Annotated in this window: 22 protein-coding genes; 6 read left to right on the top strand and 16 right to left on the bottom strand. The window is 61.5% G+C overall.

The features are described from left to right. Nucleotides 1-11: 11 nt before the first annotated feature. Both G9U53_RS18165 and G9U53_RS18160 read left to right on the top strand, forming a co-directional pair. The gene (locus G9U53_RS18165) at nt 12-731 is read left to right on the top strand and encodes a 2OG-Fe(II) oxygenase (RefSeq protein WP_165639010.1); all 720 of its coding nucleotides are present in this window, start codon (nt 12-14) and stop codon (nt 729-731) included. Continuing rightward, complete coding sequence (locus tag G9U53_RS18160; protein ID WP_007729748.1) at nt 721-1014, top strand: Ada metal-binding domain-containing protein; 294 nt, start codon at nt 721-723, stop codon at nt 1012-1014. Before G9U53_RS18165 ends, G9U53_RS18160 begins: the two co-directional genes overlap by 11 nt. Here G9U53_RS18160 and G9U53_RS18155 read toward each other — a convergent pair. From G9U53_RS18155 to G9U53_RS18145, 3 genes are read right to left on the bottom strand one after another with little or no spacing between them, the layout of a single operon-like run. Continuing rightward, a complete protein-coding gene (locus G9U53_RS18155) occupies nt 977-1405 on the bottom strand; it encodes a VOC family protein (protein WP_118607011.1) in 429 nt (142 codons plus the stop codon). The genes G9U53_RS18160 and G9U53_RS18155 overlap by 38 nt on opposite strands. A 40-nt stretch (nt 1406-1445) precedes the next feature. Beyond that, nucleotides 1446-1928: an SRPBCC family protein gene (locus G9U53_RS18150; RefSeq protein ID WP_003940319.1), complete on the bottom strand. Its 483-nt coding sequence runs from the start codon at nt 1926-1928 to the stop codon at nt 1446-1448. A 2-nt stretch (nt 1929-1930) separates the two neighbouring features. Continuing rightward, nucleotides 1931-2275 carry a metalloregulator ArsR/SmtB family transcription factor gene (locus G9U53_RS18145; RefSeq protein WP_003939956.1) on the bottom strand — a complete coding sequence of 115 codons (345 nt, stop codon included), beginning with the start codon at nt 2273-2275 and terminating at the stop codon, nt 1931-1933. A gap of 94 nt (nt 2276-2369) precedes the next feature. Between G9U53_RS18145 and G9U53_RS18140 the strand changes: the two genes are divergently transcribed. Then, complete coding sequence (locus G9U53_RS18140; RefSeq protein WP_037128920.1) at nt 2370-3026, top strand: alpha-ketoglutarate-dependent dioxygenase AlkB; 657 nt, start codon at nt 2370-2372, stop codon at nt 3024-3026. Nucleotides 3027-3031: 5 nt separating this feature from the next. On the opposite strand, the gene G9U53_RS18135 is transcribed toward G9U53_RS18140, so the two are convergent. The 6 genes from G9U53_RS18135 to G9U53_RS18115 form a co-directional block, all read right to left on the bottom strand. Beyond that, a complete protein-coding gene (locus tag G9U53_RS18135) occupies nt 3032-3178 on the bottom strand; it encodes a hypothetical protein (RefSeq protein WP_165639009.1) in 147 nt (48 codons plus the stop codon). Nucleotides 3179-3361: 183 nt separating this feature from the next. Continuing rightward, nucleotides 3362-4597, bottom strand: coding sequence for an MFS transporter (locus G9U53_RS18130; protein ID WP_165639008.1), 1236 nt, complete (start codon nt 4595-4597; stop codon nt 3362-3364). Nucleotides 4598-4646: 49 nt separating this feature from the next. Beyond that, nucleotides 4647-5360 carry an FCD domain-containing protein gene (locus tag G9U53_RS18125; protein ID WP_063315600.1) on the bottom strand — a complete coding sequence of 238 codons (714 nt, stop codon included), beginning with the start codon at nt 5358-5360 and terminating at the stop codon, nt 4647-4649. 219 nt (nt 5361-5579) lie between these two features. After that, nucleotides 5580-6200, bottom strand: a complete 621-nt coding sequence (locus tag G9U53_RS33555; protein ID WP_242692585.1) for a hypothetical protein — start codon at nt 6198-6200, stop codon at nt 5580-5582. 32 nt (nt 6201-6232) lie between these two features. Continuing rightward, complete coding sequence (locus G9U53_RS33550; protein ID WP_242692584.1) at nt 6233-6697, bottom strand: hypothetical protein; 465 nt, start codon at nt 6695-6697, stop codon at nt 6233-6235. Between the two features lie 359 nt (nt 6698-7056). Continuing rightward, on the bottom strand, nt 7057-7899 hold the full coding sequence (locus G9U53_RS18115; protein WP_165639007.1) for an NAD-dependent epimerase/dehydratase family protein: 843 nt from the start codon (nt 7897-7899) through the stop codon (nt 7057-7059). Between the two features lie 86 nt (nt 7900-7985). On the opposite strand from G9U53_RS18115, the gene G9U53_RS18110 reads away from it, so the two are divergent. Further along, on the top strand, nt 7986-8630 hold the full coding sequence (locus G9U53_RS18110) for a ScbR family autoregulator-binding transcription factor (RefSeq protein WP_003940238.1): 645 nt from the start codon (nt 7986-7988) through the stop codon (nt 8628-8630). 38 nt (nt 8631-8668) lie between these two features. Here G9U53_RS18110 and G9U53_RS18105 read toward each other — a convergent pair whose 3' ends face one another. Next, on the bottom strand, nt 8669-9556 hold the full coding sequence (locus G9U53_RS18105; RefSeq protein ID WP_165639006.1) for a ScbA/BarX family gamma-butyrolactone biosynthesis protein: 888 nt from the start codon (nt 9554-9556) through the stop codon (nt 8669-8671). Between the two features lie 168 nt (nt 9557-9724). Further along, nucleotides 9725-10384 carry a LuxR C-terminal-related transcriptional regulator gene (locus tag G9U53_RS18100; protein WP_047271918.1) on the bottom strand — a complete coding sequence of 220 codons (660 nt, stop codon included), beginning with the start codon at nt 10382-10384 and terminating at the stop codon, nt 9725-9727. Nucleotides 10385-10901: 517 nt separating this feature from the next. Here G9U53_RS18100 and G9U53_RS18095 point away from each other — a divergent pair. Further along, nucleotides 10902-12401 (top strand): NAD(P)/FAD-dependent oxidoreductase, encoded by a 1500-nt coding sequence (locus G9U53_RS18095; protein WP_003940522.1) that lies wholly within the window; start codon nt 10902-10904, stop codon nt 12399-12401. Between the two features lie 82 nt (nt 12402-12483). Here the strand turns inward: G9U53_RS18095 and G9U53_RS18090 are convergent, their stop codons facing one another. After that, entirely contained in the window at nt 12484-12954 is a 471-nt protein-coding gene (locus tag G9U53_RS18090; protein ID WP_054781331.1) for a hypothetical protein, read from the bottom strand. Between the two features lie 77 nt (nt 12955-13031). Between G9U53_RS18090 and lexA the strand changes: the two genes are divergently transcribed. Then, nucleotides 13032-13721 (top strand): transcriptional repressor LexA, encoded by a 690-nt coding sequence (gene lexA / locus G9U53_RS18085; protein WP_207624404.1) that lies wholly within the window; start codon nt 13032-13034, stop codon nt 13719-13721. A gap of 13 nt (nt 13722-13734) precedes the next feature. On the opposite strand, the gene G9U53_RS18080 is transcribed toward lexA, so the two are convergent. From G9U53_RS18080 to G9U53_RS18065, 4 genes are read right to left on the bottom strand one after another with little or no spacing between them, the layout of a single operon-like run. Continuing rightward, nucleotides 13735-14148, bottom strand: a complete 414-nt coding sequence (locus tag G9U53_RS18080; RefSeq protein WP_050656052.1) for a cupin domain-containing protein — start codon at nt 14146-14148, stop codon at nt 13735-13737. 29 nt (nt 14149-14177) lie between these two features. Beyond that, on the bottom strand, nt 14178-14564 hold the full coding sequence (locus tag G9U53_RS18075) for a DUF2255 family protein (RefSeq protein WP_007729735.1): 387 nt from the start codon (nt 14562-14564) through the stop codon (nt 14178-14180). Further along, nucleotides 14539-16017, bottom strand: a complete 1479-nt coding sequence (locus G9U53_RS18070; protein WP_207624353.1) for an MFS transporter — start codon at nt 16015-16017, stop codon at nt 14539-14541. The genes G9U53_RS18075 and G9U53_RS18070 overlap by 26 nt, the downstream gene beginning before the upstream one ends. A gap of 36 nt (nt 16018-16053) precedes the next feature. Continuing rightward, entirely contained in the window at nt 16054-17091 is a 1038-nt protein-coding gene (locus tag G9U53_RS18065) for a zinc-dependent alcohol dehydrogenase family protein (protein WP_165639003.1), read from the bottom strand. Nucleotides 17092-17100: the final 9 nt, after the last annotated feature.

The following is a 17100-nucleotide window of genomic DNA, read 5'->3' as shown; positions in this document are numbered from 1 at the left end:
GTCTACGACGTATGGACCTCTTCACCGATCTGTCTGCTCGAGTTGATTCCCTCGATTGGCCTGCGCTGATCGAGGGAATCGACTCCAGTGGGTGTGCCCAGACGGCGCCGATACTCGACGAGTCGGAGTGTCGCGAAATTGCTTCCTGGTACTCGGAGGTCGACCGGTTCCGGAGCACCGTCGACATGGCTCGATACCGCTTCGGTCAAGGGGAGTACCGGTACTTCGGTGATCCCGTACCGGAGCCGATCACGGCTATGCGATCCGCCTTCTACCGACACCTCCTGCCCGTGGCGCGGGAGTGGGCGTTCAAGCTGGGTGAGGGTGCACCGTGGCCGGATTCTTTCGAAGAATGGATCGATCAGTGTCACGACGCCGGTCAGAATCGCCCTACCCCGATCCTTCTGTCCTACGGACCTGGTGACTGGAATGCATTGCATCGGGACTTGTACGGAGAGTTGGTGTTTCCCTTGCAAGTCGTGATCGGGCTCGACAGACCTCGCATCGACCACGTCGGCGGCGAGTTCTTGCTCGTGGAACAGCGGCCGCGCGCCCAGTCGAAAGGGACGGTGACAGTTCTCGAGCAAGGTCACGCGTTGATCTTCACCACGCGGGATCGACCGGTGCAGAGTTCTCGTGGGTGGTCGAGAGCCCCTGTGCGACATGGTGTCAGCGTGGTGCACTCGGGTACGCGTCGAACATTGGGATTGGTGCTTCACGATGCCGAGTAAGACGTACATTCTCCGCGACGCTCGCAACAAACCCTACGAGAGTTCGACGCCCGGTGTGCTTGGCGGGCACCGGAAAACGAAGATCTACGGGCGACTCGACTGTCGAGGGGCCGCGCAGGCAATCGCGCGTGGCGGGTATGTCGCCAGTCGGGTGTTCTTCGCGGACGAGCCGACCGCGATTGCGGCCGGCTATCGCCCCTGTGCCGTCTGCATGCCCGAAGGTTACGCAGCCTGGAAGGCAGTTGCTACGCGCCGAAGCGGTCGCGGTACTCCTTCGGAATGAGCGGCTTGTCGCCGCGGACCTTCAGCTGCTGGACAGCCCAGGTATTACCGTCCGGGTCGGCGAATCCGAAGAAGGTGCCCCCGTCACGCTCGTCGAAGACGGTGACCTCACTGGCATCGACGCCGCGGTCGATGAGCTCCTGGCGAGCCGCTGCAGCGTCGGCCACGACCAACTGCAATCCCTTCAACGAACCAGGGGTCATCTCGGTCTGCGACGGCAGGTTCCCGATGACGATCGAGCAGCCCGAACCACGCGGAGTGAGCTGGGCGACCGTCATGTGTTCGTTGACGGTGTGGTGGTCGAGATCGAAACCGACCTTGTCACGGTAGAACTCGATGGAGCGGTCGAGGTCACTGACGGGAACGATGACTACTTCGAGGGTCCAGTCCATGAAACTGCCTTTCGCTGAGGAGGTTCGGGCAAACAGGCGGTCAGAGTTGCGCGACGATCTTGTCCAGGCGTTCGTAACCTTCGGTGACGCCGAGCTCCATATTGCTCTCGATCATTCCGTCTCGCGCTTCGAGGCTCGGATATACGGAATGGCCGGAGAGGCGGGTGCGTCCGTTGCCCAGATCCTCGAACGTGATTGATTCGATGCTGACGACGTCGGGAAATCCCTCGTATTCGAAGGTCTGGATGGCAAAGTCGTTCTCGCGAACGACGTGAAATACACCGTTGAACCGGAACTCTTCGCCCTCGGGGTTGCGATGGACGTACTTGTATCGACCGCCGCTCACGAACTCGTATTCGTCGATCTCCATCTCGTATCCGTTGGGGCCGAGCCACTGCTTGACCAGATCGGGATTCGAATGAGCTGCGAAGACGGCACTGACGGGTGCGTCGAATTCGCGGGTGATGTCGATGTACGGCACGCCCTCAGGAGCCGTGATGGTGACGGGATTGGTGGTAGCCATGGCTAAGTCTCCTTCTGTGTGGTGCTGAGTAGGTGATCGAGCTTGCGGAACTGTTGTTCGTGGATCAGTCGATAGCGGTCGATCCAGGCGGTCAAAGCCTCGAGAGTTGCGGCGTTGAGATGTACCGGCCGCCTCTGGGCTTCGCGGCTGCGAGTGACCAAACCCGCGGCTTCGAGTACCTGAATATGTTTGGAGATGGCCTGTTTCGTGATCTCGAACGGCTCGGCCAACTCGTTGACCGTTTGGGGGCCGGTGCTCAGGCGGGCGATGATCCGCCGTCGTACCGGGTCGGCAAGCGCCATGAACGCTTTGTCGAGACGCTCGTCTGCCCCTGGATCCACGATCACTTGTCAACCATCTCCTTTATCAACCAACCTGTTGATTACGATACGAGCCCATGCCGAGGGTGTCAATGCTTCGAAACCGATTAGCGTGGAAACCATGAACGCTCTGATTCCTCGGCCACGATTGGAAGTGGCGCCGGGGGCGATCCTCGTTCCGGATTGGCTCAGCGTCGAACAGCAACGCTTCTTGGTGGCCGAGTGCCGACGGTGGGCGACCGCACCCGTACCGATGCGCTCCGCTGTTGTCCCTGGTGGGCACAAGATGTCGGTGCAAACAGTCTGTCTCGGTTGGCATTGGCAGCCGTACAAGTACACGCGCACCGCCGACGACGTGAACGGTGCGCCTGTCGCAGCGGTGCCTGACTGGCTCGTCGACCTCGGCCGGGCCGCAGTTGCCGCTGCCTATGATGATCCGACTGCGGGGGAGCGGTACACGCCGGACACCGCGCTGATCAATTTCTACGACGAGGGCGCTCGGATGGGCATGCACCAGGACAAGGACGAGCGCTGCGACGCTCCCGTCGTCTCACTGAGTGTCGGGCAGAGTTGTGTCTTTCGATTCGGGAATTCCGAGAACCGGAACAAGCCGTACACCGATGTCGAACTCCATTCGGGTGATCTCTTCGTCTTCGGTGGAGAGTCTCGGTTCGCATATCACGGAGTGCCGAAAGTTATTGCGGGAAGTGCAAGTCCCGACATAGGTCTGCCGTCCGGGCGGCTGAACATCACCCTGCGGGATACCGGAATGTCGTGACTGTCTCACCCCTGCTGTGTCACTGGTGCAGCAGGGTCGAAGTCTGCGCTCGAAGGTCCGTCCCCGACCATCTCGATCAACTCGGTCGACGGTGGAGTTGGCAGCGTGCGCCAGCGCTCTCGTTCGAGGTTGTGGGGTTGTGTCTCGTTCATGCCCTCATTATCGACTTTCGGCTCCGATCCACCAGTCGGGGATGGGCCGGGTGCAATTCGGTAGGCCGTTGAGCGCCCCGCTGTCTCGTCGACATCCTCGGACCTCAGCACGTCGACGACAGTTCGGGTCGCGGCACGGGTCTGGCGAGGTTGGTGGGTGGATTCGAGGCGACCGTGGTTCGCTTATCCCAGTGTCTTGTTGCGGCCGGCGAGGGAGCCGAAGACGAGTTGCACGGCCAGCAGCACCAGCAACGCGATCAGAGGAGTCGTCCAGGAATCGACGGCGTCGTGCAGTGCACCGAAAACGAGGGGACCGGTGGCGGCCAGAAGGTATCCGACGGACTGTGCCATACCCGAGAGTGCCGCTGCTTGACCGTGATTGACAGTGCGTATTGCGAAGAAGGACAAGGCAATGACAATCGATCCGCCGATGCCGATGCCGAGGAATGCATTCCACAGCAGGGCCCAGGAGGGGAGGAGGAGTTGGCCGAGAACTGCCACTGCGGCGACCGACACCAGCCCGAGGACGGCTCCTCTCTGATCCTTGGGCAGTTTGTGCAGGAGCACTGCTGTGAGGAGGCTGCCGATGATCGAGAATATTTGCATGATGCCTTGATGCAGTCCGGCGGTAGCCGCGGTAGTGCCGTGTGATTCTTCAATGGTGGGCCACCATGTCAGAACGGTGTAGAAGAAGAGAGATTGGACGCCCATGAATATTGTGATCTGCCACCCGAGTGCTGAGAGCCATGGGGAGCGATGGCCGCCTGGATGGGGATCCAAAGCCGCAGCGTGATCGTGTTTCGGAAGCGTGCGTCGGCGAAGTTGGGGAAGGAACACCCCAAATCCTATGAGAGCCATAGCGGCCCAGATTCCGAATGCGATCCGCCAACCGTGATCGGTGAGACCGGCGATCGGCACGGCAAGTCCGGATGCGGTTGCGGCGACGGCTGCAGAGACCGCCGAGAAGATGCCGGTCAAACGGCCGGCTTCGGTCGGGAAGTCTCGTTTGAGGAGCGCCGGCAGTAGAACGTTCATTGTTGCGATGGACATGCCGAGCGATACGGTACCGATCCACAGCGCAGGCATCCACGGAACAGAGCGGATCACGATCGCTAAGGCGAGCATGCCGAGTGCTGCTGCGAGTGTCCGTTCCATTCCCCACCGAGCTGCGATGACCGGGGCAACGGGGGAGAACACTGCGAAGCACAGCAGTGGAAGGCTGATCAGCGCTGATGCTGTTGTCGACGAGATATCGAGATCGGTGCGTACTTCACCGAGTAGCGGGCCGACGACTGTGATTGAGGCTCGAAGATTGGCTGCGATGAGAAGAATGCCAGCGATAACGAGTCCTCGGCGCATTATCGGTATCGCGCTCGGGGCAGACGCCACGTTTTCGGTGTCGGAGATGACGTTAGCCATAGGTGTGCCCTTCTGAGATTGTCTGTGCGCTGAACCTCTTGTGTGTCAGCTACTTCGGCATGTTTTGCAGAAAGAGGGATCGGCTGTGGTCCATCAGTCGGACCACTGCGGCGGCTGCGCCGTCCGGATCGCGGTCACGGATGGCCGCAAGCAGCTGCCGGTGTGGGTCGTCGTCGGTCCAAGGCCCGATGAATAGCTGTCGAGTCTCCTTGTCGGACTTACCTTGTGGGATGCTCATGGTGTCAGAGCGATCGAGACTGCGGTAGATGTCCGCTATCAGTTGGTTCCCGCTCGCTGCGAACATCTCCAGGTGGAAGTCGAGGTCGTACTCGACGGATTTGGCGACGTCGGGCTCAGCGTCTCGGCGATCCAAAGCCCGAGTCATGCGGTCGATGTCTTCGGGCAGGGCTCGTTCGGCAGCGAGTCGGGCGGCGTAGAGCTCCAAAGCTTCACGGGCTTCGAAGATTTCGAGCACGTTCTCCGCCGCTGCACGTCTTTGAAGTGCAATTTCGAGTTCTGAGCTCGCGCAGACGTAGGTTCCGTCTCCCGGGCGTGCTTCGAGGAGGCCGGCATGGACGAGGCCGCGAATGGCCTCCCGGACTGTATTGCGGCTCGCGCCGGTCATTTCGACAAGTTGATGCTCGCCGGGGATCTTCTCCCCTAATTCCCAGTTGCCAGAAGTGATCTGGGACCGCAGTTGTTCCGCGATCTGCACTGAAAGTGGGATGTTGCGTGCGGTGGGTGCGATACGGGAATCCGGCATGAGTCAAATGTAGGACATTTGGCGATTTGTGGATAGGTTTACCTTTGTGATCTAGGGCACTCGGGTTCGGATCGGCCTGAGCGGGGTACCGCCCTTCCGCATGTCTGCGTGCACGTGAGTGCTCCTGCCGACCGCGCACGGGGTAGTTGACTCGACTCGGAGGGCAACTGCGATCGATTCCTCACGGAAGCTCATGCCTAGCAGACCCTCACGTGCGGGTCATTGCTGCGATTCCAGCGTCCATGCGGGCTGGTCGGTCACTTCCGGGCCGTCGTGCAGCACCCAAGCACACGGCTCGGAAATGTAGGTGGCAGCATCGGTGAACCAGTATGTTTCGTCGGGTGCCCAGCCCGCGATGACGCTCGCCGTCTCGGTATCGACCTCGATCGCGGTTCCTGCTGCCGCGAGGTATCCCGTCACGGTAAGGTGCACTCCCTCAAATCTTTCCGCGACCTGCACCCAGTCGGGGATGACCCACCTGCCTGATCGGCCGGTAGTCCGATACCAAACCTGCCGCGTTTCTGCGGTGACCTCGAGCGGGAACCGTCTGCACAGCTCCGACCAGGCTTGCGCGCTGTCGATCTCGTAGATGCGTGCGCCAGTCGGTGGCCGCAATGCTCGGACGACGACCCGTTCCCATCCCATGCTGTCTTCGACGAACCACAAGCCCGCCGGAGTCCCGTCGAACAGCGCCCTCGTCGAACCCTGAGTGGGTGGATTCGACCACCAATAACCTGACCAGTTCGCCGCGGGGTCCACCGGGCGGTCACGTTCAGCTCTCGCTTCCGATTCCAGGGTGCTCGTGCGCCACTCGCTGAGGAGTTGTTGCGCAGCAGGCACTTCGTCTGTGTCCGGAGATTCCTCACCTCTGCTCAGAATCGACCATTGGTCGGATGAGGCGAGCGAGGTTGACCACCACCGCGCGCATTCGGAGCCGCGATGTGCTCGGCGACGCGTCGAAGCTCATCTCGCATAACTTCGGTGGCGACGAGGACGTCTTCTCCGTCGGGATCCTGCCAGTAACGCGCCGCATCGACCGCTTCTGCGAGGGCGGAGCGTAGATCGACGGCGGTGACGTCGGGGAGCGATATTTCCGTGAGGCTGCGCGCCACGCCCTCCGCGGTGACTATGGTCTGCCGGGCCTCTTCGGCGCCCGGGCCGAACAACACTCGGGAGGTTCCTTGTCCGACGTCGAGGTGATACGCCGCCCGGTGAGCGTTGATGCGGAACATGTCGTCGCCTGGCTCGGGACGCAGGGCGCGTTCGGCGTCGATCGCATACGCGAGCAGCATCCGGCGTCCGCGCGGGCCCGACAGCAAAATATCCGCAGTGAGCATCTGTTCTCCCGTTTTCTGGTTCAGATGACGGTAGCCGAGGTCAGCGAGATGGAGAGCCTTCTCCCGTGATGTCAGAGCTCCTGGCCCTTTAGTCGCGCACGACTTAGATCGTCACAAACTGCATTCGGCGGCGAAGGCGGACGGAAGGGAGCCCCAGGCTGCTGCCAGTCGCGTGAACGCCGCTTCTTTGGTGTGCGCGATCACTGCCGTCTTTGTGCAGCCGTGGTTTTCGTCGATCAGAGCTCTCTGTTCGCCTGTGGTGACTGCGAAATAGGTCGTATTGATTGCTGAGGCTGAACAATAGGGAGGGCTGAAAATGTTGGGAGACAGGTGTTTTGGCGAGAGTGATCTGTGTGCCATCAGTACAGTCTCGACCGGAACCAGTGATCGAGGCTGATCATGTCGATCTGGTGCATGTCGAGACTCAGCTGGGCAGCAGCTTTCACCGCGTCGGCGCGGGGGATAGAGTTCTGGGGCAGAGTCCAGTTGGTCTCCCGCGCATGTTGCTCGAGAAGGTCGATGACTGTCCGCGGGACAGGCTCGTTGACGTGAAGTGTTGAGCCGTAGCGAAATTGCTGTTCTACCGACAACTCGGAGATGGATCGGGCGAGTAGGTCTACGTCGACTACCGACAGGACAGCGCTACCGCCGTCGATGATCGAGTCGAGGCGAGAGACAATTCGCGTCAGTGTCGGAAGAAACCATCTGTCGCCGGGTCCGTACACGAGATGCGGCCGGACGACCAGGCCTCCGGCGTCGCGCACGAACTTCTCGGCGAGAGCGCGCGTGCGACTGGCAGGTGAGAAGGGGCTGAGAGGTGCGCCGTTGACCGGCAAGTCTCGAAACGGTCCCGGCCCGTACACGGCCGCGGTACTGACGTAGAGCAAGCGTTCGACGCCGACGGTGGCGGCCATCGACGCAACGTTCTGTACGCCGTGTTGGTTGACGTGAACGCACTGTTGTTCGTCGTCGCCCACGTACGACACGCAACAGATGACGGTCGACGCCTGACTCATTGCAACTCGTAGAGAAGCACTTTCGTTGATGTCGCCGATCACGGTGGCGATTCCTTCACGGCCGAACTGTTTGGCTGCGGTGGCCGTGCGAACGAAACCGATTGCAGCGTTTCCGTGGCGGGAAACCAGCTGTTTCATCACTGCCGAGCCGATGAAACCAGTGGCCCCGAGTACCAGAGTCGTCACGGTGTGTCCGTGTCGAGAGCGTTGCTGCGGGCTCTTTCGACGTATCGTTGAGATTCATTCCGTCGGCAACGAGAGCTGGGTAGATCATGCAGGAGCGTGCTGTCCTGACGCGCCAGGCCGTCATTTTGGGTGCTGCGAAGAGCTTCGAGAAGTTCGGGTACTCCGCCAGTTTGGGCACGATCTTGCAGCACGGGGGTGTGTCGAAGGGGGCGATGTATTTTCATTTCGCGTCCAAGGAGGAGCTTGCGCACGCGGTCATCGCAGCGCAGCACGGTATGGCGATGGAGGGTACCCGGCGGGTTGCTGCGCACTCCGACATCGCGGTCGAAACCCTGGTGCTCGTTTCGCAGGAGATGGCTCGGCAGCTTGTGACCGAGCCCATCGCGCGAGGTGGCATGCGGTTGACGATGGAGATCGGCAGTATTCAAGGCCCCATCGAACAGCCGTACCTCGATTGGATCGAGGCTATCAAGCAGGTGGCAACCCAAGCGGCCGAAGCCGGCGATATCGTCCCGGGCACCGATATAGACGCGTTGGCTCGATTTGTGGTGGGGTCGTTCACCGGAGTGCAGATTCTCTCGGAAATGCTGACGGGCAGAACCGATCTGTACGAGCGGTTGAGTCAGATGTGGAACCTGGTGCTGCCAACGATCGTCCGCGAGGACAAGTTGGCGCACGTCATGCAACTGGCGGCGCTTGCACCGAGAGAGTGGGAAGCACCGAGCGCTTGACGTGGTAGACGCGACGAGAAGAACGTGTTCGTTCGCTCTCATGATTGGTCCGCAACTGTAATTTCGAGTTCCGCGGTGGTTTCCAGTTCTTGAGTGAACCGAACTCGGTGCACATGGCCCGACGCGTCAAGGGGGATCGTTGACACCTCGCACGGCGTTTCCCATTCAGTGAACCTCGGAAAGACCGCCGAGAGTGAGGCGATCTTTGTTGCTGGGTTGCCGATGCGAAATCGGAGCGCTTGTCGGGCGGCCTCGAAAAGTATCATTCCTGGGATGTGGTCGACGGGGTGGTCGAAAAGGGAGTGGTTGCGTGGATCGGGAGCGCAGAACATCGCGTGCCGAGCAGGATCAGTGCTGATGAGCACATCTCCATCGGTTAGGCGTCCGACTCGCTCCGATCCGACCACCGCGGCTCCGGAAGGAAGGATACGCCGGCTCGGGCGGTGGTCTTCTCGTCCTTGCCGGATTCGACGGTATCCCTCGGGGCTGACTCCTCGCGCAACAGCGTTGCATCTGGCGACGTGCCGGTTGCCCTCGCTGAGGATCCCCGACACTTCGACCCCCGAAACCGCTCCGTCGCGATGAGTGAGGTTGTCCACTGTCGTCGAGAAACTCAACGGCTCCGCGACTGATTGCACGTCGAGCGCGTCCAGCATCTCGAAGCTGAACGTTTCCATGAGGAACTTGTAGTGCAGTGGAATCTCGTATCGGGTGTGGCACAGAAGCACCACTGCCTGTCGAAATGCTTCTGCCACCCCGAGCGGATCGTGTTGCTCGCTCGATACGTCGAATATCCGGTGCGAGACCGGGAGTTGCACAGCAACCTGGTACGCCGAGTCCGATTCGATCCGGTAGTCCGTCAAGAAAACCTCGGCAACAGCATGTCTGTGGACGAGATGCCGCGGCACTGTGCGTGTGTATTCCATTGATTGAATGCACCTTTCGATGTTCACTCGTGTCTTCGGTGTCGTGTAGGACCTAATATTCGACGTCCGGGCGCGTCATCGAATCGTCAAAATTGACGATCTTTTCGAAGGTCGAGTTCGATCAGGGGCGGCACCCCATCTCGGCGAGTGTGTCTGGGGCACTTCCTGCTAGAAGCGTCCGATCCGAAGTTCCAGTGGGTGTCTGCGTGCGTCGTGACCAGAGCGGCGGAGCATCGCGCATGCCTCCAGCTGGGAATGCACCCCCAGTTTTTGCAGGATGCTTCGGATGTGGGCGCGAACCGTGGTCGGTGCGATGTGGGCGGTTCGAGCAATCGAGTCGACATTCGAGCCTCCGTAGAGAAGGCCCACGATCTCGAACTCGCGATCGGTGAGACTGCTGATTCGTGCGAATTCTTCGGTGCGCAACCGGATGCGTTGTACGAGCGAGGACTTGTCGTGTGCAGACCGAGCGGAGTTGGGGTTGATCGCGGCCTGCAGCTCATCGAGCAGGGATGTGAATGGCAGTTGAGAGTTGAGCACGGCGTGGGCGCCCGCTGCGAGCCCCCGAATCATGGAGTTGCCGCTACTGAGATCGCCGACCAGGACCGATCCCTCGAGCGCGGAGAGCTCCTTCACCTGCCAATCGACGCCCCCGAGTGGTAGGAGAACGAGCGCTCTACCGTGATCGCTGGTGTGATGCCTTAACAGGCTCATGTCTGCGGTTTGTGGCTCGGAATAAGCCCTGGCGCTGATTCCGGCAGCGATTGCATTGGCGAACCCTCGATTGCTATGAGTGGTGTACACGGTGACTGTGCTGGAGAGTGTCATAGCGACTACATCTCCGGTGGAGGTCCGCTCCGCCCGCTCTCTTCGCTGCGGAACCAAAACCGTTGCTTTCAGCGTGGTTTCGTCAGCAGGTTAGCTATCGCAGTGACCTTTCCGCTGATGCGCACGAAGGTTACGGCGATATCGCAGTTGCCCGTCCTCCCATGGAAACTCGCGCGTTCGACACCTGATCGTGGACCTTCGAATTATGCTAGGGCGCTGAATATTTGGGCGATGAGTATCCCGCGTAGACGAGCCATTAGGCGTTCCGTCGACGACGTGAACGACTCCCCAATGGCTCGAGGCATTCAGGCGTCTCGATCGAGTTTCCGCGAGGCCGGTGCGTCGCGCCTCAATGTTCCGTACGCGGCCGGGTCGAGATATTGACTGTTACCGTCAGTTGCACATACCCTGTTCATTGGCGCTGACCTTAGGGAACCCGGCCTGAACCGGCCGATCGTTCTCGGTCACTGCCGACGCCAGAAGTAGCTTCGCGACGACCGACGAAACGAGTTTCCTCATGACACAGCATGTCGACGTACTGATCATCGGCGCTGGCTTGTCCGGAATCGGCGCGGCTTGCCACCTCATTCGTGAGCAGACCGGAAGCACTTACGCGATCCTCGAACGCCGCGAGAACATCGGTGGCACCTGGGACCTGTTCAAGTATCCCGGCATCCGTTCGGATTCCGACATGCTCACCTTCGGATTCGGTTTCCGTCCGTGGATCGGAACCAAAGTGCTCGCAGACGGCGCCAGTATCCGTGACTACGTCGAGGAAACCGCCAAGGAATACGGCGTCACCGACCACATCAACTTCGGCCGCAAGGTCGTGGCAATGGACTTCGATCGTGCGACTGCTCAGTGGTCCGTGACCGTCCTGGTCGAGGCGACGGGGGAGACCGAGACGTGGACCGCGAACGTCCTCGTCGGCGCCTGTGGTTATTACAACTACGACAAGGGATACCGCCCCGCCTTCCCCGGTGAGGACGACTTCCGCGGTCAGATCGTGCACCCGCAGCACTGGCCGGAGGATCTCGATTACACCGGAAAGAAGGTAGTGGTCATCGGTTCCGGTGCCACCGCGATCACGCTGATCCCGTCGATGGCCCCCACTGCCGGTCACGTCACCATGCTGCAGCGCTCGCCCACGTGGATCCAGGCGCTACCGTCCGAGGACCCTGTGGCCAAGGGTCTCAAGCTTGCACGCGTTCCCGATCAGATCGCTTACAAGATCGGTCGAGCCCGCAATATCGCACTGCAACGCGCCAGCTTTCAGCTCTCACGCACCAATCCGAAGCTGGCGAAGAAGCTGTTCCTCACCCAGATCCGCTTGCAACTCGGCAAGAACGTGGACCTGCGTCACTTCACCCCCAACTACAACCCGTGGGATCAGCGCCTGTGCGTGGTTCCCAACGGGGACCTGTTCAAGGTGCTCAAGAGTGGCAAGGCCGACATCGTCACCGACCGTATCGCCACGTTCACCGAGAAGGGCATCGTGACCGAGTCGGGCCGCGAAATCGAGGCCGACGTCATCGTCACGGCGACCGGCTTGAACGTACAGATCCTGGGCGGGGCGACCATGAGCATCGACGGCGAGCCCGTCAAGCTCAACGAGACGGTCGCCTACAAGAGCGTGCTCTACTCCGACATCCCGAACTTCCTGATGATCCTCGGCTACACCAACGCATCCTGGACGCTCAAGGCCGACCTGGCCGCGTCCTATCTGTGTCGCGTACTCAAGATCATGCGTAAGCGCGACTACACGACTTTCGAGGTTCACGCCGAACCTGAGGACTTCGCCGAAGAATCTCTCATGGGCGGAGCCCTGACCTCGGGCTACATCCAGCGCGGCGACGGAGAGATGCCGCGTCAGGGTGCCCGCGGTGCGTGGAAAGTGGTCAACAATTACTACCGCGACCGCAAGCTGATGCACGACGCCGAGATCGAAGACGGTGTGCTGCAGTTCAGCAAGGTCGATATTGCTGTCGTGCCTGATAGCAAGGTCGCCAGCGCATAGTCGGCTCCACCGGGGGATGGACCGGTCGTACCAGTGGGGACGTCGGAGAATGTGCTGGAGATGTTGCGTCGACGTACCCGCGTCACGGGGTTTGCGATCGGTGAGTTCGCTTCCGTAATCGTCGGTTGTGCACCACCACGGGAAGAACATAGGTAGCGACCATGATCACGGCGAGCAGTCCGAGATAGAGATATGGCCAGGTCCATCCCGCTGCTCGTATGGCCAGCAACGATCCGCCCATGATCAAGGGCATCCCGGCCCCGGCGAGCAGGTCGACGTCACGGGGCGAGACGGGTGGGGTTCCGAGCAGAGGTACGCGGCTGCACGAGTTTTCTCTGATCGTGCGCATCACTGACATGCAGTAGAGGGCGGCGCCGGCGATCGCGATCGCCGCGCCAAGTGCAACTTCGACGACGCCGGTTCTCGCGGACATCAATGCGTAGGCAAACACACCCACCGTTCCCAAAGTGACCGGTGCCGACTTCCAGATCGGCGTCGACTTATGGGTGTCGGCGGGAACACTGACCGGGCGCATCGGTTCGAGAGGCTCCATCAGCTCAGCGTGCCATGCGCCGCTCGGGAAACAAACTGCCTGTGCCGTTTCTGGCAGACTCCGACTGCCTGGCCTGGATGTCGGGACCCCTCACTACGATTCTCATCGTGACCGATTACGACGATCTCGACATGTTCGGTGGCCTCGACGCCTCCTCCCTGCCGCTCCGCCAGCAGCAGATTCTGATGATCATCCGGGATCTCGTGGCTGCCAACGGGTGCACGCCGAGCACACGGCAGATCGGAGACGCGGTTGGTCTGCGCTCGACGTCGACGGTGTCCAAGCACCTCAAGAGTCTCGAAGAGAAGGGCTTCCTCCGCCGAGGAGCGGCCATGGCTCGGCAGTTGGACGTGCGGCCGTTCCTCGTAGGCGCGAAGGAACAGTCGTCGTCGAATACGGTGACGGTTCCGGTCGTCGGTGACATCGCGGCCGGCGCGCCGATCCTCGCGGAGGAGCACGCCGACGAGGTGCTTGCGCTTCCTCGCGAGCTTGTCGGCTCCGGCACGGTGTTCGGACTTCGGGTGCGTGGTGAGTCGATGGTCGACGCAGCGATCTGTGACGGTGACGTCGTCGTGGTGCGCCGCCAGGACGAAGCTCATTCCGGTGAGATCGTCGCCGCGATGATCGACGGCGAGGCCACGGTGAAGGTGCTCCGGCGTCGCGACGGTCACGTGTACCTCGAGCCTCGCAATCCCGCGTACAGCGTCATCGACGGCGATCGCGCGGTCATCCTGGGCAAAGTTGTTTCCGTGATGCGCCGTATCTGAGAGGTGTCCGGTCTCAACGACGTCTGGCGCGGGGACCGCCGTATTCCTCATCGGTGACTTTGTCGCCCCATGTAGTTTCGGTGCCTCCGTCGCCGGGTCCTTCCCACAGTGCGAGGTGGCTCATGAAACGGTCGGGTGCCGCGCCGTGCCAGTGTTCCTCTCCCGCTGGGGTGTAGACGGTCTCACCCGGGTGGACTTCGACGATCTCGCCGCCGCGAGCTTGAACCAGCGCGGTCCCGGAGACGATGTGGAGGGTCTGTCCGAGGGCGTGGGAATGCCAGTCGGTTCGCGCGCACGGTGCAAAGCGAACCATGTTGGCGCGCATCCTCGACGGCTCCTGGCCGGCGTAGATGACGTCCCACCAGACGTCGCCGGTGAACCAGTCGCTGGGTGCTTTGCTGGTGGGCTGGGGCTTCAAGATTTCCATGAGGTCTCCTCGGAATCGAAAGGGGCGGTTCAGTTCTGCGTCAGCGGAACAAGTCGAATGGTGTTGGGTGCGGCGGCGCGGCCGGTGACGGAGCCGACGATCTGCGGGCCGTAGCGGTCGTACTTGGTGTGATAGGCGGAGTCGATCGACGAGTGGGCATCCGGTGCGGCGGACTCGAACGCCACGTCCCGCTCGATTCCTCCTGCTCGGATTCGGCCCGTTCCACTTGCCGTTGCTCGGACGAACCACGGGTTGTCGGTTCCGTAGGCCGAGCGAACGTACAGTTGGTTGTCGGTACGGACAACCCAAATCGTGACGTACGGCCTTGCGGTTCCGTCTCGGCGGTACGAGGAGACCTGCAACTCCTCGGCGTCGCCGATCTTGGTCAGTTCAGCCTCGGTCCACGAGTGCGACATCTCGGCTTCCTTTCTCCTGGTCGAATTGCTTTGCGGTACTTCGCGTTCTCGTAGCCGGGACGATCAGTGCGAGGACGATGACGAGACAAGCGGCGAGCAGGGCGGTGCCTGCGGTGAGAGCCGTTGATACGTGATCGGTGAGTGCCGTTGTAGCGTCGTCGGCAGAGGATCCGGCGCCCGCGGAGACTGCGACGAGGATGCCGAGTCCGAGAGCACTGCCCAGTTGATGTGCAGTGTTGACCAATCCTGATGCGGCACCGGCATCTTCGGCCTGTACCCCGGAGATGCCGGCAGAAGTCAGTGGGGCGAAAGCCAATTCCTGTCCGGCGCCGATCAAGATCATCGGAAGTGCTATCGCAGTGAGGTACGTCCTGCCAGGATGGACCAGACTGAGCCACGCCATCCCGGCTAGGGTGACGGCAATGCCAACCGACAGAATTGCGGAACTTCCGAATCGCGGTGTCAGTCGCGGAATAAGCATCGCCACAGAAAAATTGACGATCGTCATCGGGAAGAAGGCGATGCCTGCTTGGAACGCGCTGAAGCCCATGACGCCTTGGAGTAGCTGAGTCGTGAAGTAGAAGAATCCGATCATGGCACCCAGATAGAGCATTCGGGCGGCGTACGCCCCGCATCGCTCCCGGCTACGGAACAACCTCAGTGGCATGATCGGCTGCTCCGCTCTCGCTTCGTTGAGGAAGAGCAAGGTCAGTAGTATCGCCCCGGCCGCCAGTGTCGCAACGGTGATCGGTGAGGTCCACCCCGCTTCGGCCGAGTTGACGGTGCCGAAGACGAGTGCGGTCATGCCGAGTGTGGCGAGAACAGCGCCCGCCACATCGAAACGTCCGGAGTGGGGCTCGGTTTCCGGAATGAACCGGGGAGCGAGAGCGATCATCGCGATACCGATCGGAACGTTGATGAAAAAGCCTGCGCGCCAAGATACCCAGTCGGCAAGGGCGCCGCCGATCACGAGTCCGAGGCTGGCGCCTATTCCCGCAGCAGCGCCGTACCAGGCAACAGCGCGCGTTCGCTCCGGGCCGGGCGGGAAACTGGCGGTCAGCAGTGACAGCGACGCCGGGGCGACCACTGCTGCTCCGACGCCTTGGAGAGCGCGCGCTGCGATGAGCCACCAACCGTTCGGCGCGACCCCGACGAGAAACGACGCAATCGCGAAAATCGCGAGACCGGCCACGAATACGCGACGACGGCCGAAGATGTCCCCGAGACGAGCACCCAGCAGGAGAAGCCCGCCGAACACCAGGGTGTAGGCGTCCTGGACCCAGGACAGCCCGGTTGCCGAGTAACCCATGCTGCTTTGGATGCTGGGTAGCCCGGTGAAGATGATCGAATTGTCGAGCAGGATCATGAAATAGCTGATCAGAATGATCGCCAGGATCGCGGTGGGATTGATGCGACCGGCAACAGGACGGGTGGCAATGTGGGTCACGCGCATCTTCTTCGCAAGTGGTGGACTTTCGCAAGTGGTGAACTACGGGCGGACGAGGACCTTCAACGATTCACGGGAGTCCATGGCTCGGTAGCCTTCCGCTACGTCGTCGAGTCCGACGGTGTGGTCGAAGACCTTGCCCGGCTCGATCTTTCCATCGAGCACATCCGGCATCAGCTCTTCGATGTACGCGCGCACCGGGGCCGGTCCACCGGTGAGTGTGATGTTGGGTCCGAAGAGTGTCCCGAATCCGATTGGAGCTTCTTCGTATTGGGGTACCCCGACTCGGCTGATGACGCCGCCCGGTCGGACAACTCCGAGCGACTGCTCGTAGGCAGGCATGTGACCTACCGCTTCGAGGACGACATGAGTGCCGTCGCCTCCGGTCAGTTCGCGGACTTTCTCGATGCCCTCATCTCCACGTTCGGCAACCACGTCGGTGGCTCCGAACTCGAGACCGAGATCCGTGCGGGTCTTGTGGCGCCCCATGAGGATGATGCGCTCGGCGCCGAGGCGTTTGGCGGAGAGCACTGCCATCAGCCCCACGGCTCCATCGCCGATGACCGTGACCGTCGTGCGTTGGTTGACGCCACCCTTGACCGCCGCGTGATAGCCGGTGCCGAAGACGTCGGAGAGTGTGAGCAGTGACGGTAGGAGTTCGGAATCCTCACCGACCGGCGCCTTGACCAGGGTGCCGTCTGACAACGGCACTCGGATGGCCTCTGCCTGACCGCCTCCGATCCCGTTTCCGGCCCAGAATCCACCGTGTCGGCAAGACGTCTGCAAGCCTTCGCGGCAGAAGTCGCACGTCCCGTCGGACCAGGCGAAGGGGGCGATGACGAAGTCGCCCTTCTTCAACGTGGACACCTCGCGACCGGTCTCTTCGACCACTCCGACAAATTCGTGGCCCATCGGGGAACCACCGGGCGTGGCCGGCATGTTGTGGTAAGGGTGCAGGTCAGAGCCGCAAACGCACGCCCTGACGACCCGCACGATCGCGTCCGCCGGCTGCTGCAGTGCCGGATCGGGCACGGTCTCGACTCGAACGTCTCCGGCGCCGTACATGATGGTTGCTCGCATGGTGTCCCC

Source organism: Rhodococcus sp. D-46 (genome assembly GCF_011290655.1).
Classification (GTDB): Bacteria; Actinomycetota; Actinomycetes; order Mycobacteriales; family Mycobacteriaceae; genus Rhodococcus_F; species Rhodococcus_F qingshengii.
Note: the sequence above shows the minus strand (reverse complement) of the source record. Positions and strands in the feature narration are given on the sequence as shown.

Bases quoted from the DNA above. Each gene is read 5' to 3' on its own strand.
- G9U53_RS18065 (WP_165639003.1), bottom strand. From the start codon at position 17,091: ATGCGAGCAACCATCATGTACGGCGCCGGAGACGTTCGAGTCGAGACC.
- G9U53_RS18095 (WP_003940522.1), top strand. From the start codon at position 10,902: ATGACACAGCATGTCGACGTACTGATCATCGGCGCTGGCTTGTCCGGA.
- G9U53_RS18075 (WP_007729735.1), bottom strand. From the start codon at position 14,564: ATGTCGCACTCGTGGACCGAGGCTGAACTGACCAAGATCGGCGACGCC.
- G9U53_RS18110 (WP_003940238.1), top strand. From the start codon at position 7,986: ATGCAGGAGCGTGCTGTCCTGACGCGCCAGGCCGTCATTTTGGGTGCT.
- G9U53_RS18125 (WP_063315600.1), bottom strand. From the start codon at position 5,360: ATGCCGGATTCCCGTATCGCACCCACCGCACGCAACATCCCACTTTCA.
- G9U53_RS18090 (WP_054781331.1), bottom strand. From the start codon at position 12,954: ATGGAGCCTCTCGAACCGATGCGCCCGGTCAGTGTTCCCGCCGACACC.
- G9U53_RS18135 (WP_165639009.1), bottom strand. From the start codon at position 3,178: ATGAACGAGACACAACCCCACAACCTCGAACGAGAGCGCTGGCGCACG.
- G9U53_RS18150 (WP_003940319.1), bottom strand. From the start codon at position 1,928: ATGGCTACCACCAATCCCGTCACCATCACGGCTCCTGAGGGCGTGCCG.
- G9U53_RS18070 (WP_207624353.1), bottom strand. From the start codon at position 16,017: ATGCGCGTGACCCACATTGCCACCCGTCCTGTTGCCGGTCGCATCAAT.
- G9U53_RS18080 (WP_050656052.1), bottom strand. From the start codon at position 14,148: ATGGAAATCTTGAAGCCCCAGCCCACCAGCAAAGCACCCAGCGACTGG.
- G9U53_RS18100 (WP_047271918.1), bottom strand. From the start codon at position 10,384: ATGACACTCTCCAGCACAGTCACCGTGTACACCACTCATAGCAATCGA.
- G9U53_RS18165 (WP_165639010.1), top strand. From the start codon at position 12: ATGGACCTCTTCACCGATCTGTCTGCTCGAGTTGATTCCCTCGATTGG.
- G9U53_RS33550 (WP_242692584.1), bottom strand. From the start codon at position 6,697: ATGCTCACTGCGGATATTTTGCTGTCGGGCCCGCGCGGACGCCGGATG.
- G9U53_RS18160 (WP_007729748.1), top strand. From the start codon at position 721: ATGCCGAGTAAGACGTACATTCTCCGCGACGCTCGCAACAAACCCTAC.
- G9U53_RS18130 (WP_165639008.1), bottom strand. From the start codon at position 4,597: ATGGCTAACGTCATCTCCGACACCGAAAACGTGGCGTCTGCCCCGAGC.
- G9U53_RS18140 (WP_037128920.1), top strand. From the start codon at position 2,370: ATGAACGCTCTGATTCCTCGGCCACGATTGGAAGTGGCGCCGGGGGCG.
- G9U53_RS18155 (WP_118607011.1), bottom strand. From the start codon at position 1,405: ATGGACTGGACCCTCGAAGTAGTCATCGTTCCCGTCAGTGACCTCGAC.
- lexA (WP_207624404.1), top strand. From the start codon at position 13,032: ATGTCGGGACCCCTCACTACGATTCTCATCGTGACCGATTACGACGAT.
- G9U53_RS18105 (WP_165639006.1), bottom strand. From the start codon at position 9,556: ATGGAATACACACGCACAGTGCCGCGGCATCTCGTCCACAGACATGCT.